Here is an 18,535-nt window from a genome sequence, read left to right as displayed (position 1 = left end):
CGGTGTTTCTGTTGCAGTATATCTCCCAGCGAGAGTTGCGGCAGCAGATTACAGCCTGCACCAATATCGTGGAGGGCTTTAATCAGTTCTTGAGTTGGATGTTTTTTGGTAAAGACGGCATCATCACAGAGAATGATCCAGAGGAGCAGGAGAAACGACTCAAGTACTTGGATGTCGTTTCTTCTGCGGTCATTCTCCAAAATGCAGTGGATATTTCCTGGGTAGTGCAAACCTTGAGTGCAGAAGGCTACCCAGTGGACAGACAGGCGTTGGCGGTGTTGAGTCCTTACATGACTAAGCATTTGAAGCGGTTTGGGGATTACGTGCTGGATTTACAGAACATTCCACAACCGCTAGAATCCGCGATAAGTCTGCCTGTGGCAATCGCTGAAAGCTAGTAACGATAATAGATTGCGGATTCCGTGGCACTATTTTACACGTATCTCGGCCCGACCCCTAAAACAGGTCACCGAGGGAACTATGGGTCGTCCCACAAATCAGAAATGCTGGGCTTGTAGTTTATTAAGCGTGGCTGAAGCTCGGAAACAACATGATGGGGTAATCGGCGGCGATGGCTGTTGGAACGATGCCACCTGCCCCAGTCGGCGATCGTATTACCGCAAAGGCAGAGGTCGCTTGGCGCAACGGAAGATGGCGGTTGAAACGGTCGTGGTGCCGATTCCTGCAATGAGTTATGTGGTGTTGCATACTTACTTGGATCAGGTGCGGCAACCCCAAGATGATGTGGTGATTCATGCGATGTGTGCAGAGTTGTGGGTGGGTGGGGAACCGATCGCCATGACCCAACCTCAACATACCTTTGGGTTGCTACCCAGATTGGTGAAAGACTACGCGCGGCAATTGTTGGAGGCGCTTTATCAGCAATATGGTAAAGGGCGACGTATGGGATTTGAGCGGTTTGCTCGTGAGGAGCAACATTCTATTTCGCAATGTCCCATTCGCCCTTGTTCCTTTCATGCGGAACATTTGCACGGCTCTCGGGAGAGAGGAAAGTTATGAAGCCTGTTCAGCTTGAGTTGAATCTATGGGAAGAATTGGAGGATTTTCAGCAGTTATTGGATGGGATGGAGGCGATCGTCCGTCATCTGCCCGAGTCGCAGCAGTTGCAAGTGGCGGGGGATTCCTTACTGCGGATTGCAGAACTGTGTGAGAGCCGGGCTGAGCTGCTGACGACGGAGTGGGAGGAAGCGTATCGAGACCCGATCGTGGGGCAAGGCTTCTTTAGCGAGCTGGTGCGGCAAACGATGGCGGTTGATTTGAGTGATTTAATGGCACCTGCGCCGTTGCGTAAGCCGAGAAGACAAACAATGAAGCCAACGGGGTCGATCGTTGCCACCGTGGAGAAGGAGGCAGTCTTGGCAATGGTCGAGCAGTTAGAGCAGGAGGCAGAGATGCAGAAACAGACCGTCCTAGGGGTGGCTCATGCTGAGAATGTGTCGGAGTGGACAAAGGCGATCGCCCGATGGTTAGCGCAGCAGTCCTCTGAGGTGTCTTGGAGTGAATTAGAGGCGGGGTTAGGGATGCCTGGGGTAGAGCTGTGGTTAGGGTTGTTGCTGGGTGGATTTCGGGTGGAGCAGCGGGGGGAGTTTTATCAACGGGAGACGATTTGGGTAGAAGCTATAAGGGAATGAGCCGAGAGGAGGTGTCTTGTTCCACAAGGTGTTCTATCATCGTTCATTTCAACGTTACTTTTAATTCTAATATTATGAACAGAATCCTAAGAATATACTTTGTTTTAAGAGTTCAATGGGTAGTGCTTGAGTCGTTGAAACTTAATCAATATCTGATATACAACTAAACTATGACTATCTTCAGCAGCGATCGCGCGATCGCTAGAATTGTGGTTTCAATCCTAAACTGATTGGTCTGATGCGGTCAGTTCTGCCTTACACTGGAGCTGTCTACGAGATTCATCCAGTTAGCATGGCGATTCAAATCATTCGAGAGCGGGCGACACTGGAGCAAATCTCAGAGATGCTAAAAGCACTAGGAATTTATATCAAGCTTGCAGTCGATATAGAGCAGCAAGCGATCGCGGGGGGCGGAGAGATGCATTACGATTGTGAGCAAGCCTTGTTAGGTGAGGGCAGTTTGCAGTCCAATATTTGGGGAGCAGATTGGACACCCACCCGTCAACGGATTGCTTATGAGTCGATCATCAACCTTCGACCCCGTAGCAATCGCTCTATGGAAATCCTCGACCCTCAAATCCGTGCTCAGATTGCCCAAGTCATTTTAAGCCACCTAGGAGGAATATGAAAAACTGGGAAACTGCAAAAGCTAATTATCTACGACTCGATCGCCCTCAACAATTAGGTAGTATAGCCTCAAGTTTGAAACGCATCGCCACCAACATTCAATTTCAAGATGAGTCGGGATATCAAGTTGCCCTAGCTGCGATTGCTGAATGCCAACATTTGACGGAATGGTTGATGACAACGCTGGAGCTGCAAACTGATGAGTCAGATTTAAGCTTAGCCGAAACGCTGTTACAGGTGGGGCGGCAAGTCAGCCAGTGGAAGTATGACTGGCAACACTGCTGCCAAAATAGTGCAAAGTGCGAAGAGGTGGCGACAATCAGTAAGCAGTGGAGTGAGCAAATGCTGGAGCGGTCAGGCTTGTTGCAAGTTGAATCAAGGTAGAGGGTAAGAGTGGCACGAGCTGACTCTGAGCAATGCCGACTCTGCTCTAAACTTAGCACTTAAGAGGTTCAAGAACGCCACGGCACAACAGGTGACCCTAGCGGTATCTGGGAAGCAGCATGCTGTTGGGAGGATCAGCGCTGTCATAATTGCCGTTCTTACTATCGTCATCGCGGCGTGCCCAATCATCACCGTAAACAGAAACGGCGGGATGAATAGGCGATCGCCGAAACAGGCGCAACGGCTATTCTGGATATCCCGGTTCCAGAAGTTCCAGCGGCAGTGATCCATTGGTATCGAGAACCGAAGGATGCGCCACTCCATGCATTAGGAGCAGAACTGTGGATGGGCAATGATCGAGTGGCGAAGATAGAATCGGTTCATTGTTTAGGATTAACGGAGCTACAGGTCAAGACTCTATTGCTTAGAATTCTGGATGGTTTTTCGCAGCATGGGGGGATGAAAGTGGAACGGTTCCGTTCTAGCATGGAATTGCATCCGCACAACTGTCCAATTCGCCCTTGTCCGTTATCGCCTGAGTAATGGAAACAGAACAGCTTGAACTAGATTTGTGGAATGCTCTGGAGAAAGCGCGACAGTTTCCAGAAACGATGAATGTGCTATTGCTTTGTGATGCGTTAGAACACGCGATCGTAGACCAACCTCTAGCTGAACAACTGCGGGTTGTAGCTGAAGGGATTGAACAGTTAGTCGGAGTCTATGCGGAACGTGCTGACTACTTGATTGATGGCTATGAGCGTCGTCATAATCCACAGGAACCAATCGTCAATTTAGAGAACTGTGTAGAGTTGTTTGTGCAGTCGTTGCAATTAGATGTGTCGGAGTTGATGGAGCCGGAGGAAGAGGTACAATATCCGGTACAGAGGCGATCGCGTGTCCGAGAAGAAGAAATGGGCAGTGTCGTTGGGGTATTGGATCAAGCCGCATTGTTAGCGCAGTTGGATCAGCGGCTGAGTGAAGAGCCAGGGATGACGGAGACGGAGCGTTTAATCGGGCGACCCTTGCGGTATCTGCGGAACAGCGCGAGACAGCCCATGATAAGAATGTATCGGCTTGGGCAGGGGCGATCGGACGAGGGATACAAGCAATGGGGGGAGAGGCGGTGACATTGTTGGAGCTTCAGCGGGCGATCGGGATACCGTTGATTCAAATTTGGTTGGCTCTATTGTTGAGTGGATATGGAGTAGAGCAGAGAGGCGGATTTTATGAAGCAGGGACAATTTGGGTGACGGAACTGTGATTCTCTGTGTCAATTTGTTTGGCGATCGCGGTTAAATCGCTGGTTATAGAAATCCTATATCTACTCAGCAGTGGGATTGTCTAGCATTGTTGAATGAAGGTATAAATCATGCGAGAACAGAAACATCCTCAAATTTTAGGTAGTGAAGTAGCAATCAAAAAGAGAATGCCAGCTTGCTGACTTGGAATAATCAATGCTGAGGAAACAAGAAGGTAATGTGTTGAACATCATTAAATTATTATGAGCGTTCCCATATTCCCTATTCATCTAGCTGAGTAGTTACAGAGAGGTTCAGTATAAATATGTGATATGTGGGGAGGATTTCTCAAAGCCTTTGCAGCAGTATTTCCCAACGCTCATTGTCTTCGACCGATTTCATGTCATGAAGCCAGTCAATGAAGAGTTGAACAAAGGCTTGGTTATACATCGCGTTCAATTATAAAGAGTTTTGATCATACAGAACCGGAACTTAGAAACTGATGGTATATCTGCTTCAGGTTAGTGACTGATGGTTCTTCTCCTTTTCAATAATCTGCACAGAATAAACACAACATGGCTAAAGATCCGGGTGACAAGCTGAAAAATGCGCTTAAGTTCAATATTTCAAATTCTTCTCGTGGTTTTAGCAATCAGATTGGCGGAAGCGATCGCCTCGATCTAATCCGAGTTACGCTGAACCAGCGCAGTACCCTCAACGTAGCGATGACAAAGCTGAAAGCGAATGCTAACTTGAGGCTTCTCGATAGTAGAGGAAAGAAGACCCTGGCTCAATCGCGTTTGCAAGGCAAGCAGAATGAGTCAATCGTCACACCTCTGGATGCTGGAACCTACTATATTGAGGTGAAACCGGGCAGCGTCCGCGATAGCACACGCTACACACTCACCCTTTCCGCAGGAAATACTGCTCCTAAATTAACTAATGTAAGCTTAAGTTCGCGGGCGGGTGCGACAACCTTAATTACAAACAGTACTCTTAAAGCTACAGATTCGGAACAGCAGTTTAGAGAGTTAGTCTATACGCTAACTAGCTTGCCCCAAGGTGGAAAGGTGCAACTGAACGGTGTGGCACTAGGATTAGGCGGACGCTTTACCCAAGCGGACATTGATGATGGTCGGCTGAACTATGCTGGCTCTGGCAGTATTACTCGTTTAACCGATAATTCTACTAATGACGCGGTTGCTGGCATCTCTGGATCTAACCTGATTTGGAACAATTTTGAAGGACTGCAAAACCAACAGACTATCAAACCCTTCTTCTATGATGGGCAAGCCAATAAAGCAGTACAGCTTACGGCTCCTGGTATTGTTAGTGCAGGTGCCCAAGGGATTTTTGGTTCTGATGTTGTCTGGATAGGTTCTAATGTCACAACTAATCAGATTTTTCTGTATAAAGGCGCAACTGGAACTAGCACACAGATTACAAATGGTAATCGCAGTGCAACCAATGCCTTTATATCTGGATCTAATCTTGCCTGGAGCAGCACGGATGGACAACTTTCTAAAGCCTTTTTCTATAACGGTCAGACAGGTAAAACGACTGAACTAACCGCTCCTGGTATTACTAGCGCTTCATCTTTGGGCGTTTCTGATTCTCGGGTAATATGGCAAGGAGTAAATAGCACTAATAATGTTGAATTGTTTCTGTTCGATATCTCGACAGGTGTCAGTAGACAGTTAACAAATGATGCATTAATTGAATATTCTGCTGCTGTTTATGGCATCAATGCGATTTGGAACAGTAGCACTGCCGATATACAAACCTTCAAATCTTTCTTCTATAACGGTCAAACAAATCAAATCACAGAACTGACTAGCCCTGGTGTCACAATTGCATTAGCTAATACTATTCTTGAATCGAACGTTGTCTGGACTGGAATTGCTGATATCAATTCAGGGTCAGAAGTGTTTCTCTATGACGGTTTGGCGGGCACTTCTACTCGATTAACGAATAATGATACGAATGATGTTGGAAACCATATTTCCGGTTCTAATATTGTTTGGACAGGTTATAACGGCAAAGATACCGATATCTTCTTCTACGACGGCACTACTAAAACTACAGTTGAACTGACCAATAATACTGAGGGTGATGCTGGTGCGTTGATGGATGGCTCTAATATTGCTTGGAATACAAATGATGGCACGGACAATGAGGTTGTTTTCCGACGCTTTGCTCCAACTGATCAATTTAGCTTTACGGTTACAGACGGAGCTAGTGGGGTGACACCCGGAACGATTAACTTGACAATCACTCAGGGCTAGTTGAGGAGTTGGAAATTGAGTAGGCTGTTCAAACTGTGGAAAATTTCTAGGGTTGCATTTGTCTTGGTCGTGGGCACATTGAGCCTGAATGATGTTGCATCAGCACAACTTGTGCCAGATGAGACATTGGGTGGAGAGCGATCGCTCGTTACTGAAGATACCATTCGGGGAACGCCTAGCGATCGCATTTCTGGAGGCGCAACGCGAGGGCGCAATCTTTTTCATAGCTTCGGAGAATTTAATGTAGAAACTGGACGGGGAGCCTATTTTAATAATCCTGCTGGAGTCGAAAATATTTTCAGCCGTATTACAGGAGGGAACCCCTCTCAAATTGATGGACGCTTAGGTGTAATTCAGGCAGGCTCGATAGATGCATTAGGGAGTGCTAATTTATTTTTGATCAACCCGAACGGCATTGTGTTTGGGCGAAATAGCAGTTTGGATGTAGACGGCTCGTTCGTGGGAACGACGGCAAATGCGATCAGGTTTGGGGAGGAAGGATTTTTTAGTACCTCTGGTGCTGAAGTCCCTCAAGGGTTGCTCATCGTTAATCCTTCAGCGTTTCTATTCAGTCAAGTCAACGCTGCACCGATTCAAAGCACTAGCGCAACACCTGGTATTGAAGCCGCCACTACTACCCTGCAAGTTCCAGTTGGTCGTAGTTTGGTGCTATTGGGTGGAGATGTTTTCCTGAATGCGATCAACATTTCTGCTCCTGGGGGTCGTGTAGAACTAGGAGGGTTGAGAGGAGTAGGAACGATCGCGCTTACCTCAATTGGCAATACTTTACAACTTATATTTCCTAATCAAGTCGCACGAGCAGATGTGTTAATTACCAATCGGGCTGGAATTAACGTCGTTTCCAGCGGCGGCGGCGGTATTGCGATTAATGCTCGTAACGTCGAAATTTCTAGAAATTCTGGTATCTTCTCTGGAATTCTTGGTACTGCAACTGCCGCAGCGGGTGATATTGATATTGATGCAACAGGAACTTTAACTCTATCCAATACAGGTCAAATTGGAAATGCAGTATTAGGAATTGGCGATAGCGGTGACATTAATATTTCTGCGCAATCTGTCAGTCTCTTGAACGCAGGTGCAATTGCTACTTTTAGTGTTGGACAAGGCGATATAGGCAATGTCACGATCGAGGCTGACACTATTTCTTTATCTGGAAAAGACGAGATTAACAATGCCAGTGGAATACTTAGCACAATTGCTTCACTTCCAGGATTTACAGGTATCGGACGTGGAGGAAATGTTCAACTACAAGCGCAAAGGATCTCGCTAACAGATGGAGCAGTGATCGGTACTTCTAATGTTGCTACTACAGGAAATGTTGCACAAGGCACGGTAGGTAACATTCGAGTCAAGGCAGCAGATTCTCTTTCGCTTTCTAATAATGCTAGTATCACCACACAAGCTAGTGGGCAGAGTAATGCAGGAAGTATCAACATTGACTCTGATAATACAATTTCTTTTACAAGTGGCGGTAGGTTGCTCACATCTACAAGTGGGCAAGGCAATGCAGGCAATGTTAATGTTCAAGCTAATAATGCTGTGATATTTGACGGAGCCAGCACTAATAGAAACAATAGCGGCATTCTTAGTTCTGTCAATCAAGTCCCAGGATTTACAGGGAGTCGTCAATCAGGCACAGTTACAGTTACTACAGATGCTTTAACAGTTTCAAACAGTGCTTCCCTTCAGAGCAATGTAGAAATTGGCGCAGTAGGAGAAGGCGGAAATATCGATGTTACTGCTAATACAGTTTCTCTACTGAACGGTGGTCAAATTCAGTCTATCCTCCGGGACGCGGATACTGCCAATGGGATAGCTGGAGGGCGTGGCAGAGCAGGAAATATCCGCATTAATGCTACTGACGCTTTCAGGGCTAGTGGCAGAGATCCCAATGTGCTTCCTAGTGCAGTTTTTACTAGTGTAGGATCTGGAGCGGAAGGAAAGGGCGGAGATATTCAGATCACCACTGGGACGCTGTCTCTATTAGATAGTGGCAATTTGACAGCTAGCACATCTGGCAGAGGAGATTCTGGTGATGTGTCTGTCACAGCAACGGGCCCTATTACACTGGAAGAAACAGGCAATGGATACACCAGTGGTATCTTCACCGAGGCCAAAACTGGCTCTGTGGGTAACGCAGGTGACATTTCTATTAGAGGTGGATCGCTCTCTTTGATGCCTATTGACAGTCGAGACAGTCGAGTTGATATCACTAGTGCAACATCTGGACAAGGAAATTCGGGCAATATCACCTTACACATAGATGATGCACTGTCGCTCTCTCAACAAAGCCAGATATTCAGCACCGTTTTTAATGGGGGTCAGGGTAACGCAGGAGATATTTCTATTACAGCCCGATCGCTAACATTGCTAGAGGGTGGGGAGATTGCATCTTCTATTTTCAGAGCAGAGGATGGACTACCGGGGGGGCAAGGAGAGAGAGCAGGAAATATTAAAATCGATGCTACTGATTTTATCAACATTGATGGAATCAGCCCGATTGGATTTTCTAGCGGCGTTTTTGCCAATACTCAACAAGGTGCTAGTGGCACAGGCGGAAATATAGACATTACAACTGGGCAATTTCGGGTAGCGAATGGTGGTGTTGTCACAGCACAAACGCTCAACACCAGCGACAGCGGCAACATTACAATTAACGCCAATTCATTAGAAGCTACTGGAGGAGGACAAGTTGTTGCTAATACGCTGGGTGGAGGCAATGCCAGAAATATCACCCTCAACGTTACTGGCAACATCAGGCTCTCTGGCTCTGACCCAAACTATGGCGATCGCTCAATCCAATTCCCCGACGCTCCGATCGCCAATACCAGCGCCAGCAGTGGAATTTTTGCCACAGCAGAAGCAGGTTCTACAGGTGACAGTGGCACGATCACAATTAGGGGAGCTAGAACTCTAGCGCTTAGGGATAATGCTCAAATTTCTGCTGCCACATTTGGGACAGGCACCGCAGGCAACATTTTTGTACGAGATGTAAACTCCATTTCTCTTGATGCTGCGACTATTTCTACAGCCGTGGGACGTGGAGCTGTTCTGAGCAATCCTAATGAAACTAGAGGCAATATCGCGATCGCAACCAATTCCCTTGCCCTCAATAATGGTGCACAAATTACTGCTAGCACCAACGGACAAGGGAACGCAGGCAATATCTCTATCCGCAACGCCGACACTATTTCTCTCAACGACAACAGTACCATCTCTAGTGCTGTCAGAAGTAATGGGCAAGGTAGAGGCGGTAACGTCACTCTTAACACCAGATTGCTCAGTCTTGACAATTCTCGTATCACAGCTAACACCAACGGACAAGGGAACGCAGGCGATATCACCCTCAATGCAAACACATTTCAAGCCAGCAACGGAGGGCGGTTAATCACCTCTACCAACACTGCTCAAAATGCGGGGAATATAATCTTACGAAACCTAGACAGTATTACTCTTGATGGGTTAAACAGCGGTATCTTTGCTAATACCAATAGTAGCGGTCGAGGCGGTACCATTACAGTAAATACAACCGATCTATCGCTAAATAATCAAGCTGTCATTTCCTCTGCCAGTCGTAGCAGCGATCGTCAGGCAGGAGAAGCCGGAAACATCAACATCACTACGTCAGGCACACTTAGGGCTAACAATAGCGACATCGGTACTACCGCTACTCGGTCTTCTGGCGGTGCAATTACCGTTACAAGCAGCGACATACGCCTGTCGGGTAACAGCAGCATCAGCACTAGTAGCGGCAACAATGGCGGCAATATCAAATTAACAGCTACCAACGACATCCGTCTATTTGACAACAGCGATATCCGTACCGATAGCGGCAATAACGGCGGTAATATTCGGATGACTGCTCAATCAATTGTGGCATTTGACGATGGTGATATTCTTGCGTCAGCAGTCAATCGAGGCGGCGATATTAAACTCGATACCCTGGCATTTTTTGGAAGTGGTTATCAGCAAGGTATTCAACTACAGGGCGAACTTGATGATAATGGGCAGGTAGATGTAAGTGCCACAGGTCAAATTAGCTCTGGAACCATCACAACTCCCGATACAACCTTCATTCAAAACAGCCTGACAAATTTACCAGATAGTTCCATCAACACTGAAACTCTACTTGCTAATAGCTGTATTGTTCGCAGTCGAACCCAATCGGGTCGCTTCACTATCACTGGTTCAGGTGGATTACCTGAACGTCCGGGTAACGTATCAGCGTCTCCCTATCCGACTGGAGAAGTTCAAACGATTCCTACCAGGGTTTCTGCTGTAGAAGAACCTAACCGCCGCTGGCAGATGGGCGATCTGATCGTCGAGCCGCAGGGAGTCTATCAACTTTCAGACGGACGGCTCGTGATCAGTCGCGAGTGTTCTTAAACTCAAAACATAACGCAGACAACGTTAATTCCCAGTTCTGGTCTGCTGCACGATCGGTCAAACAACTCAACTTGAATATCAGCAGTAGGAAGTTTTGGAGAAGAATTACGAGTTGCGTCAGGAGAGGCAGGAACGCGATCGCCTTGAGGCTGAAGCGAATCGCTAGCAGTACCGCCCACCGGATTTTCTGAAGGGCTGGGCGCTGGATCATCAGCATTAAGATGACCCAGAGGCACGGCTGTATCGGGAACAGGAATCAGTCCATCCGGTGATGGCACATCGACAGTTAGAGGCTCACCTAGATCTGCCGCAGTGGTGCTAAGAGGACTCGGCTGTATTACCGTCTGTGCAGTTGCACGATTGGTAAAGCTCCAGTGAGAAGGAGCAGAAATGAATGCCCCTGCGATTGTTAAAGCGATCGCGGTTTCCACAACTAATAAACTAGAAGCGATCGAGCGACGAACAGAAAACTGGGGCTTGTTGAATGATTGCTGTGCCATGGTGTGTGACCTCTTAATGACTGCTGTAATTACAACAATACAGAGGACACTCATCAACTTCACTACCGTTTTACGCCGCTCCAGTTGCCTATCTCAGCAGTGTTCATTACCAATTAATACACTGTTTAGGAACAAATATGATTCTGTTATTGCAGATTTCGGCAAGGGAGGTTGTATGAGGGAGCGATCGTCTTTTCCAAATTAGGTCATCAGCTTGGCACAAAGGATACATGAGTTTACTTAGCATTTCCCCTATTCTAAAAGTAATGGAACGATGAATTGATTCACCTGTCAACTCTCAATTGGATAAGGTTGAGCCTAGCGGAAATCATCAAAAAGCCTGAATGTCAAGAGAGATTTCTGTAAATATATCTGCCACATCTTGCAGGAGGTCTGCTGTTTTTGGTTAGCGAATTGGGAAAAAGGGGAAAGCACCAGATGGGAGAGTCTTCTACGATGTAAAAGTATTAATCGATAGCGTTCTGCTATTTCATCTGTATGGATGGTCAATAGCGGAAATAGGCTGAGAGAAGGCTCTTTAGAATACTTGTGACAATGTGGAGTGTAGGTAATGTGCTAATCATAAGCGGCGCGATTATTGCGCCAGTACTTTGGCATTTTGTTGGGATGCACCGCAAGAAAAGGGCACTACAGTGGTGGTTTCAACAGCAATCTCTCCAACTTTGGTATGAATCAGAAAGAATCCGCAATGACATATTTCAAGAGATGTTCGTCATTCGTCGATATTTTGAGTCATCTTTCCTCAACAATGATTCCGCTCCAAATGATCTTCAGGATTGCTTGGATCGATTTGAACGACTTCAGAAGTCTTTAGATACCCTGAACCATCAACTTTGTCCCGCCTATATTGAGGAGTCCTTACCTTTAGCCATTCAGTCTTTATTGAATGAATGGCAGCTATCTCTACCCATACTTCAAATCGAAACTGAACTACCTACAGAGTGGAATCTCAATTCTTTTGAGCGAAGCTATACGGTTCTGACGACTTTAGACGAATTATTAAAAATTGTACTTTCAACCTCTTTGGCAAATCCTTGCTTATTGGTCAACTTACAGGCTGATTACCATTGGGCAAATTTAGTCGTTCGAGTCCATGATACGGATACTTTGAAGCTGTTTTCTATTTTAAAAGTACGGGAGTTAACTTATGTTTATCAATCTTTTCGATGGTTAACATCTGGACGTTGTTTTTTTCAGAAGGACGGAAGTGATCTAGTCTGGTGCTTCCGTTGGCGATTTGACGTAAGTGGTAAACTTTGAGAATGAATATGCAGCAGAATTTGACTATGGCAAAATCTCAAAAAATAATCGTTGTAGATGACCACGAAGCAGTGCTCAATGGAACTGTGAGTGCGTTAAAACAACAATACCCAGAGGCGGAAATCTTGACCGCACAGACAGTAGAAGGAGTACAGCAACTCATTACCCAAACCCAACCCGATATTGTTGTGGTCGATCTGTCTATTCCAGAAACTTCTGGAAATCCATCGCGGATTGAGAATGGTATTCAGCTTCTGAGGACTTTGATGCAGCAATATCCCAACTTAAACATTGCTGTTCAGAGTGCTCATTCTCAAGCTTTAGTAAGGCTAAAGCCTGCGATTCATACTCATAAGGGTGGTTTTACGATCGCCGATAAAAGTCTTCCGCTCAAGGAAATGCTGATTAAAGTGGATTGGGCAATGCAGGGAGTAATCTATACGCCGCAGGACATGAGGACTCGATTAGAACTGAAATCTGAGTGGCTTGAGGTTTTGCGCCTAGCATTTTGTGAAGGGTTGCAAGATAAGGCGATCGCCGAACAACTCCACGTCTCTGAGCGGACTGTCCGCCATTACTGGACACAATTACAGGATGCACTAAGCGTTTATCCTGAACCCAGTAAGAATATTCGGATTCAAACTGAGTTAAGGGCACGAGAACTGGGTTTAGTTGATTAGTGGAACAGAACAGTGATGCAGCAGGTACGGCGTAGAATTCAGCAAGGAATTCGGAAAGAGTGGGAAGTTTGGCGAGGAAGTGCCTTGCCAGGATTACTAGTGATTGGGCTAGTTATTTTGGCTCGAATGACAGGAGTATTTCAATGGCTTGAATGGGCTGCGTTAGATTATGGAATGCGATCGCGCCCCGCAGAACTCACCGACGATCGCATCTTAGTTGTTGGAATTAATGAACAAGATATTACGAATCTTGGCTACCCCATTCCTAATCAAAGGTTGACTCAGCTCCTTCAAAAAATTTCATCGTATCAACCGAATGCTATAGGTTTAGATATCGTCCGTAATCGCCCCGAAGAACCTGGCTATGCTGAGTTTCTTAATCTACTTAAGCAATACAAAAATATTGTAGCGATCGAGAAAACTGGCTTCGATCAGTTTGGTTCTTCCGTTTCGGCTCCAGTGACATTACCACCTGAGCAGGTTGGTTTTGGAGATTTAATCCCTGATAGAGATGGCAGCGTCAGACGGCTATTACTGTGGAGAAGGGATAACCAGCAGAACGATAAGTTTGCTCTGTCGCTACAACTTACGCAACTCTATTTAAAAGATAAAGGTCTCGATTTAACCAGTAGCCCCAGTGATCCGATCGCCATGCAGTTTGGTTCAACAGAGCTAACCCGCTTCCGAGAGAGCTCCGGAGGATATGTTGGGGCTGATGATGGCGGTAATCAAATTTTGTTCAATTTTCGGAGCGGTCGAAAAGCATTTCAAGTGGTGTCTTTGGGGGATGTGATGGCTGGAAAAGTGCCAGCGGCGTTGATCCGCGATCGCATTATTCTAGTGGGAATGACGGCTCCTAGTGTTAAGGATGTAGTGAAGACTACGGCGATTGATAGTAGTCATTCTGAGCTAGTGGGTGGAGTAGAAGTTTATGGGGTCGAAATTCATGCCCATGCGGTCAGCCAAATTATCAGTAGCGTGTTGGACGGGCGATCGCTATTAAACGTCCTGCCAGACGGTTGGGAATATATCTGGATTATTTCGTGGGGCATTCTGGGCATGAGCTTAGGGCGAATTATTTTATCCCCTTTCAAGTTATTGGTCGGTCTAGGAATTCTGAGTGTATTGCTGGTAAGTAGTGGCTATTTACTACTATTAGCAGGTTGGTGGATTCCAGTTGTTCCAGCGCTGTTTGCATTGGTGCTTAATGGAGCGGGTTTGACTGCTTCGCTATTCTATCGCTATCAACAAGACCTGAAAGCCAGGGTTCAGGCGCGCCAGTCTATTATTGACCAGACTTTTAATGCGATTCATAATGGCCCTCTGCAAGTGCTGGCAGGGATCTTGAGGGAAACTAGCCAGGATAGCCCACACCACGTCGATTTACAGCGCCTTGACCAAGAATTACGTACCATCAATGAATTCATGCGACGCGAGGCGTTATCAGAGAGTAGCTCCCTTTACTTAAATGGTGGACGAGAGATTGACCTGCAAACTCCAATTCATGAAATACTCTGCGAAATCTGTGATAACACGTTGAAACGAGATTTCCCCCATTTCAAATCGATTCAGCTTTTCATTCCTGCGTTTAGTGAAATAAACGAACAAGGGCTTACTCTGGAGCATCGAAAAGGATTATGTTGCTTTTTAGAAGAATCGCTTTGTAATGTAGGTAAACACGCAAAAGGGACAAAACGGCTTAAGGTTTTTTGTTGCCAAGAGCAGGGACAGAACGTGATCCGAGTCATTGATGATGGATGGAGTGATGATAGCGGGATAGAAGGTCAAGGAACGCAACAAGCAAAGATTTTAGCAAAACAGTTAGGAGGCAAATTTCGACGGTTGTCCGTACCACTTGACACGACAGAGCATTGTGAATTGCCTAGTTTGCCAAAGGGGATGATCTGTGAGCTACGTTGGTCTGCTCAAAGACAGCATCGTTGGCGATTGTAGATATTGCAGTTTTCAGTAATGAAGCTTTCTTGTTTTGATCAGCCTTCTAACATAAATCATCAGTATATACCTTAGCTTGAGAGTGTATTTTAGGAATACGTCATTGAGAGCCAATTTTATGAACTTCATTCTCTGTTTAGCTCGCTGTCCCCGGATCACAAATCTCTTGAGCAATAAGCTGTTGAGTCTTGCTTGCCTCATCATTTTTTGTGGAATGTCTGCGCCAGCCTGGGCACAATACAGACCACCCCGCGATGCCAAACAGCCCATCACTCAAACTATTTTTGGTGGTACAAGAGGTGGTTGTAATGGTGGAGAACAGTCCATTCGCTTGCTTGCTCCAAAACAATACATGGGGCAAACTATCTCAACCCACCCTACATTTGCTTGGATTACCCCTAATGTCGAATCCTACCCAATTAAATTTCGGTTGTTTCAATATGGTGAGAATAATCGGCTTGAATTGGTCAAACAGGTTGAACTCCAGGGTACGCCGGGGATGATGACCTGGACAATGCCAGAAAATGAGCCGGGATTAGAAATGGGAAAGCAATATTATTGGCAAGTTGCGATTATCTGCAATGTTAATCGCCCTTCTGCAAATCCGTTTGATGAAGCGGGACTTGATGTTGTGGCGCTCTCCCCTCAACTAGAAACTCAGTTGAGCAATAATCCTGATCCCTTACAGCAGGCAAAACTTTATGCTGAAGCAGGATTATGGTATGACGCATTTGCTCAAGTGGCGTTATTGTCTGATCCAGAGGCGATCGAAATGCGGCGATCGCTCTTAGAGCAAAAAGATTAAGTTCTCTATTGCCAATTGCCAATGAGAGTAAATGCTGCCCAATATGCCGGATGAGGACGTTCTTTGAGAATCGAGAGTTGAGCTCTCTGTAATGCTTCTGCTTTCGATAACTGTGATGCTTCTTCTCGCAAGCTTGAGTAGAAGCTGTCTACCAGTTTGGCAGTAGTGTTGTCTTCAATTAGCCAGAGCGATGCCAGAACGCTTTTTGCGCCCGCTTGTGCCGCAACACCCGCTAACCCAAGGGCAGCGCGATCATCTCCTACAGCCGTGGTACAGGCAGTCAAGGAGAGGAGTTCAATCGGACTCTCGACGTTAACGCTACGCAGAATATCGTCCAGAATATTGATCGTTAATTTTTTCTTGTCGCCCGTTACTAGAAATGTATCATTGGGTTCATTACCAAATTGACCGTGAGTGGCAATGTGGATGATCGGGTAGTTACTGCGATCAAGTTCTTTTTCTAGAGTCTTACTGGTAAATTCTAAATCCAGTAAACGTCTACTTCCCGGTAAAATGCGTTCAATATTTTGGGTTTCGGCTTCAACGTTTGTTAGTGCGCCAAACTTTTGTCCGCCAACTTCAGCCGATTGAGTTAAACCGAGTGCCAATGCTCGCAATCCTTGGCGCTGGAACGGTCGAGGATTGGTGAGGGTAAGGCTAGCAGTGGTGGCGATCGCATAGCGTTCAATTAAAAACTGACTGCCATTGTGGAGTGCCGCCATCGGTACGCTTCGTAGAATTCCATCTTGCACAAATACTAATGTTTGGGGTTGGGTTTCTTCTAGCTTTTTCACAAAGGGACGAATGATCCAGTCGTAAATATCTTGAGCTTGTTGAGTGTCGTACCCAACTGCGGCATCAAATCGATTCTCTACTCCTCTGCGGTATTCATTTAGAGTTTGAGTCAAGATCTCTCTGTTTATTACCTGACCTTGGGCATCTTTTACCCATTCGTACTGTTGTGTGCCGTCTGGAAATTTAACTAAGATAGCAGTGCGATTATTCAGGATAATTGAACTGAAAATAGCGGCATGAGTATCAATTGTTTCAACTGATTCATTGACTGCAATTAAGACGCAATCATCCCCAAAGTAATTTTGTAGCTCGACCAATTTCAAAGAATCTAGTTGAGTTGTGGCTGCATCTAAGTTATTGCGATCGCTTCCCGTTGCGGAGATCAGGGTAGAAGGTTGCTCTTGATCTAACCGCAGTTCGATCAGTTCTCGATAAATTGGCTCAATTGTGTCTCGAAAATCAAACTGAATATCGCGCTTGGCAGAAACAATGCCTTGACGAATCGATTTAAGGGTTGCAATTGAATTTTCGTAGGCTGAAATAGCTGATTCAGCCTGCTTTTCAGACTTTAGGACTCTTCCAGCTTGCCATTCCCATAGATAGCGACTATCAGGTTCTTGCTCGGCTGCTTCTCTAGCTTGTTGCGTTAACAGAGTGGCTTTTCGTAAATCTTGGCTGCATTCGTAAAAATGTCCCAGTTCACCTAATGCAAAGGAGAGAGAGCGGCGATCGCTAATGTGCTGTGCCACAGTTAAAGCCTGTTGCAAGAGAGATAAGGTTTGTGGTCTTGTAGTGGACTCAGAGCATTGTAGCCATGAGGTCATTTGATTAGCTGAAATCGGGGTAAACAGATGGGCTAAATCAATTAGGCGATAAACTTTGTTTTGGGAATCAGGAATTTGAGGAATTAGGGCGATCGCCTGTTGTGTTTTAGCAATGGCGGTTGTATTACTTCCAGTGCGATATGCGGATGGAATAGTATTCAACAATACTTGTAATGTTTTAGCGATATCATTTTGTTGAACTGCCAGTTTTTCGCTCTGTTGAAAAGCCTCTAATGCCCGTTGATCATCAGCTAAACCCTTCTGCTTAAATCGATTTGCTGCCTCAGTATCTCCGGTCTGCTGTGCTGAGATAGCTCGTCGATAGCTCACTTGGGCAAGGTTGGCATAGGTGCTTCCCAAACTGCTAAACACTGTAGTTTGGTAGGCTGAATTTTCGAGTCCATTGGCAATTACTGCCGCAGATTTAAGATAAGCGATCGCTACCTCATATTCTCCCGTCAATCGATGCGCCTCACCCAGGCTGCCTAATGCGGCGACTTCGCCTAGAGGATCGGTGGTAGTACGAGCAATCAGCAGAGTACTCTCTGGCTGGCAGGTTGCCTCGCCTTCGACGCTCCCACACAGGAGAGTGATCGCTTGGCGATATTGCCCTAGCTGGGTGTAAGCTTGTGCCTGTTCAGTGAGTTTTTGCCCTACTTTTTGCAGGTTTCCCAGTTGTCGGTAAGTGGAAATAACTTGCTCCCATTTGGTGATCGCTTTGCTGATATGACCAATAGTTTGATGCGTGCGTGCCAGGTTTTCTAGCACGATTGCTGTATTAGGCAGATCGTTGGCGGATTGGTAGCGGGTTAGCGCTTGTTCCCAAGCGGCGATCGCTGCTTGAAAGTCTGAGCGATGATATCGATCAACACCCTGCTGAACTTGTCGGGCTGGCGATAACTGGGCAGGCGATCGCTGCGAGAAGACTGGCTGACTGAATCCGATACAAAGGGCTAGCGTACTCAGAAATAAAAATTTCAGAGAGTGCCGTACACTAAATTGCTTAAGGAATTTGAACATTTGAAACCTGGGGGCGATGCAACAGCAAAGTAAACTAATATTTGCACACCCTTACTGTAAAAGTACGGCTGCGATCGCTCCAGT

At 46.1% G+C, this 18,535-nt stretch carries 17 protein-coding genes; 14 read left to right on the top strand and 3 right to left on the bottom strand.

Features of this window, described 5'->3' with window-relative positions; translation table 11 throughout:
- The 5 genes from KME11_22585 to KME11_22565 form a co-directional block, all read left to right on the top strand.
- The coding region (locus KME11_22585; GenBank protein MBW4517998.1) for a transposase at nt 1–398 on the top strand (398 nt) is incomplete at its 5' end.
- Nucleotides 399–480: 82 nt separating this feature from the next.
- Nucleotides 481–1,020 carry a hypothetical protein gene (locus KME11_22580; GenBank protein ID MBW4517997.1) on the top strand — a complete coding sequence of 180 codons (540 nt, stop codon included), beginning with the start codon at nt 481–483 and terminating at the stop codon, nt 1,018–1,020.
- Nucleotides 1,017–1,652 (top strand): hypothetical protein, encoded by a 636-nt coding sequence (locus KME11_22575; GenBank protein MBW4517996.1) that lies wholly within the window; start codon nt 1,017–1,019, stop codon nt 1,650–1,652. Before KME11_22580 ends, KME11_22575 begins: the two co-directional genes overlap by 4 nt.
- Before the next feature lie 292 nt (nt 1,653–1,944).
- Nucleotides 1,945–2,280 carry a hypothetical protein gene (locus tag KME11_22570; GenBank protein ID MBW4517995.1) on the top strand — a complete coding sequence of 112 codons (336 nt, stop codon included), beginning with the start codon at nt 1,945–1,947 and terminating at the stop codon, nt 2,278–2,280.
- Nucleotides 2,277–2,663: a hypothetical protein gene (locus KME11_22565; GenBank protein ID MBW4517994.1), complete on the top strand. Its 387-nt coding sequence runs from the start codon at nt 2,277–2,279 to the stop codon at nt 2,661–2,663. Before KME11_22570 ends, KME11_22565 begins: the two co-directional genes overlap by 4 nt.
- A gap of 97 nt (nt 2,664–2,760) precedes the next feature.
- Here the strand turns inward: KME11_22565 and KME11_22560 are convergent, their stop codons facing one another.
- Nucleotides 2,761–2,904, bottom strand: a complete 144-nt coding sequence (locus KME11_22560) for a hypothetical protein (protein MBW4517993.1) — start codon at nt 2,902–2,904, stop codon at nt 2,761–2,763.
- A 41-nt stretch (nt 2,905–2,945) separates the two neighbouring features.
- Between KME11_22560 and KME11_22555 the strand changes: the two genes are divergently transcribed.
- From KME11_22555 to KME11_22535, 5 genes are all read left to right on the top strand, one after another.
- Nucleotides 2,946–3,206 carry a hypothetical protein gene (locus tag KME11_22555; protein MBW4517992.1) on the top strand — a complete coding sequence of 87 codons (261 nt, stop codon included), beginning with the start codon at nt 2,946–2,948 and terminating at the stop codon, nt 3,204–3,206.
- Nucleotides 3,206–3,790, top strand: a complete 585-nt coding sequence (locus tag KME11_22550) for a hypothetical protein (protein ID MBW4517991.1) — start codon at nt 3,206–3,208, stop codon at nt 3,788–3,790. The genes KME11_22555 and KME11_22550 overlap by 1 nt, the downstream gene beginning before the upstream one ends.
- Nucleotides 3,772–3,924 (top strand): hypothetical protein, encoded by a 153-nt coding sequence (locus tag KME11_22545; GenBank protein ID MBW4517990.1) that lies wholly within the window; start codon nt 3,772–3,774, stop codon nt 3,922–3,924. Before KME11_22550 ends, KME11_22545 begins: the two co-directional genes overlap by 19 nt.
- 552 nt (nt 3,925–4,476) lie before the next feature.
- On the top strand, nt 4,477–6,186 hold the full coding sequence (locus KME11_22540; GenBank protein ID MBW4517989.1) for a pre-peptidase C-terminal domain-containing protein: 1,710 nt from the start codon (nt 4,477–4,479) through the stop codon (nt 6,184–6,186).
- A 15-nt stretch (nt 6,187–6,201) separates the two neighbouring features.
- The gene (locus tag KME11_22535) at nt 6,202–10,593 is read left to right on the top strand and encodes a filamentous hemagglutinin N-terminal domain-containing protein (protein ID MBW4517988.1); all 4,392 of its coding nucleotides are present in this window, start codon (nt 6,202–6,204) and stop codon (nt 10,591–10,593) included.
- A 2-nt stretch (nt 10,594–10,595) separates the two neighbouring features.
- Here KME11_22535 and KME11_22530 read toward each other — a convergent pair whose 3' ends face one another.
- Nucleotides 10,596–11,093, bottom strand: coding sequence for a hypothetical protein (locus tag KME11_22530; protein MBW4517987.1), 498 nt, complete (start codon nt 11,091–11,093; stop codon nt 10,596–10,598).
- 573 nt (nt 11,094–11,666) lie between these two features.
- Between KME11_22530 and KME11_22525 the strand changes: the two genes are divergently transcribed.
- From KME11_22525 to KME11_22510, 4 genes are all read left to right on the top strand, one after another.
- Nucleotides 11,667–12,374 carry a hypothetical protein gene (locus KME11_22525; protein MBW4517986.1) on the top strand — a complete coding sequence of 236 codons (708 nt, stop codon included), beginning with the start codon at nt 11,667–11,669 and terminating at the stop codon, nt 12,372–12,374.
- A gap of 8 nt (nt 12,375–12,382) precedes the next feature.
- The gene (locus KME11_22520; protein ID MBW4517985.1) at nt 12,383–13,054 is read left to right on the top strand and encodes a response regulator transcription factor; all 672 of its coding nucleotides are present in this window, start codon (nt 12,383–12,385) and stop codon (nt 13,052–13,054) included.
- 15 nt (nt 13,055–13,069) lie between these two features.
- On the top strand, nt 13,070–15,007 hold the full coding sequence (locus KME11_22515; protein MBW4517984.1) for a CHASE2 domain-containing protein: 1,938 nt from the start codon (nt 13,070–13,072) through the stop codon (nt 15,005–15,007).
- A gap of 214 nt (nt 15,008–15,221) precedes the next feature.
- Complete coding sequence (locus KME11_22510) at nt 15,222–15,812, top strand: DUF928 domain-containing protein (protein MBW4517983.1); 591 nt, start codon at nt 15,222–15,224, stop codon at nt 15,810–15,812.
- Nucleotides 15,813–15,817: 5 nt separating this feature from the next.
- Here KME11_22510 and KME11_22505 read toward each other — a convergent pair whose 3' ends face one another.
- Entirely contained in the window at nt 15,818–18,451 is a 2,634-nt protein-coding gene (locus KME11_22505; GenBank protein ID MBW4517982.1) for a CHAT domain-containing protein, read from the bottom strand.
- Nucleotides 18,452–18,535: the final 84 nt, after the last annotated feature.

Source organism: Timaviella obliquedivisa GSE-PSE-MK23-08B (assembly GCA_019358855.1).
GTDB lineage: Bacteria > Cyanobacteriota > Cyanobacteriia > Elainellales > Elainellaceae > Timaviella > Timaviella obliquedivisa.
Note: the sequence above shows the minus strand (reverse complement) of the source record. Positions and strands in the feature narration are given on the sequence as shown.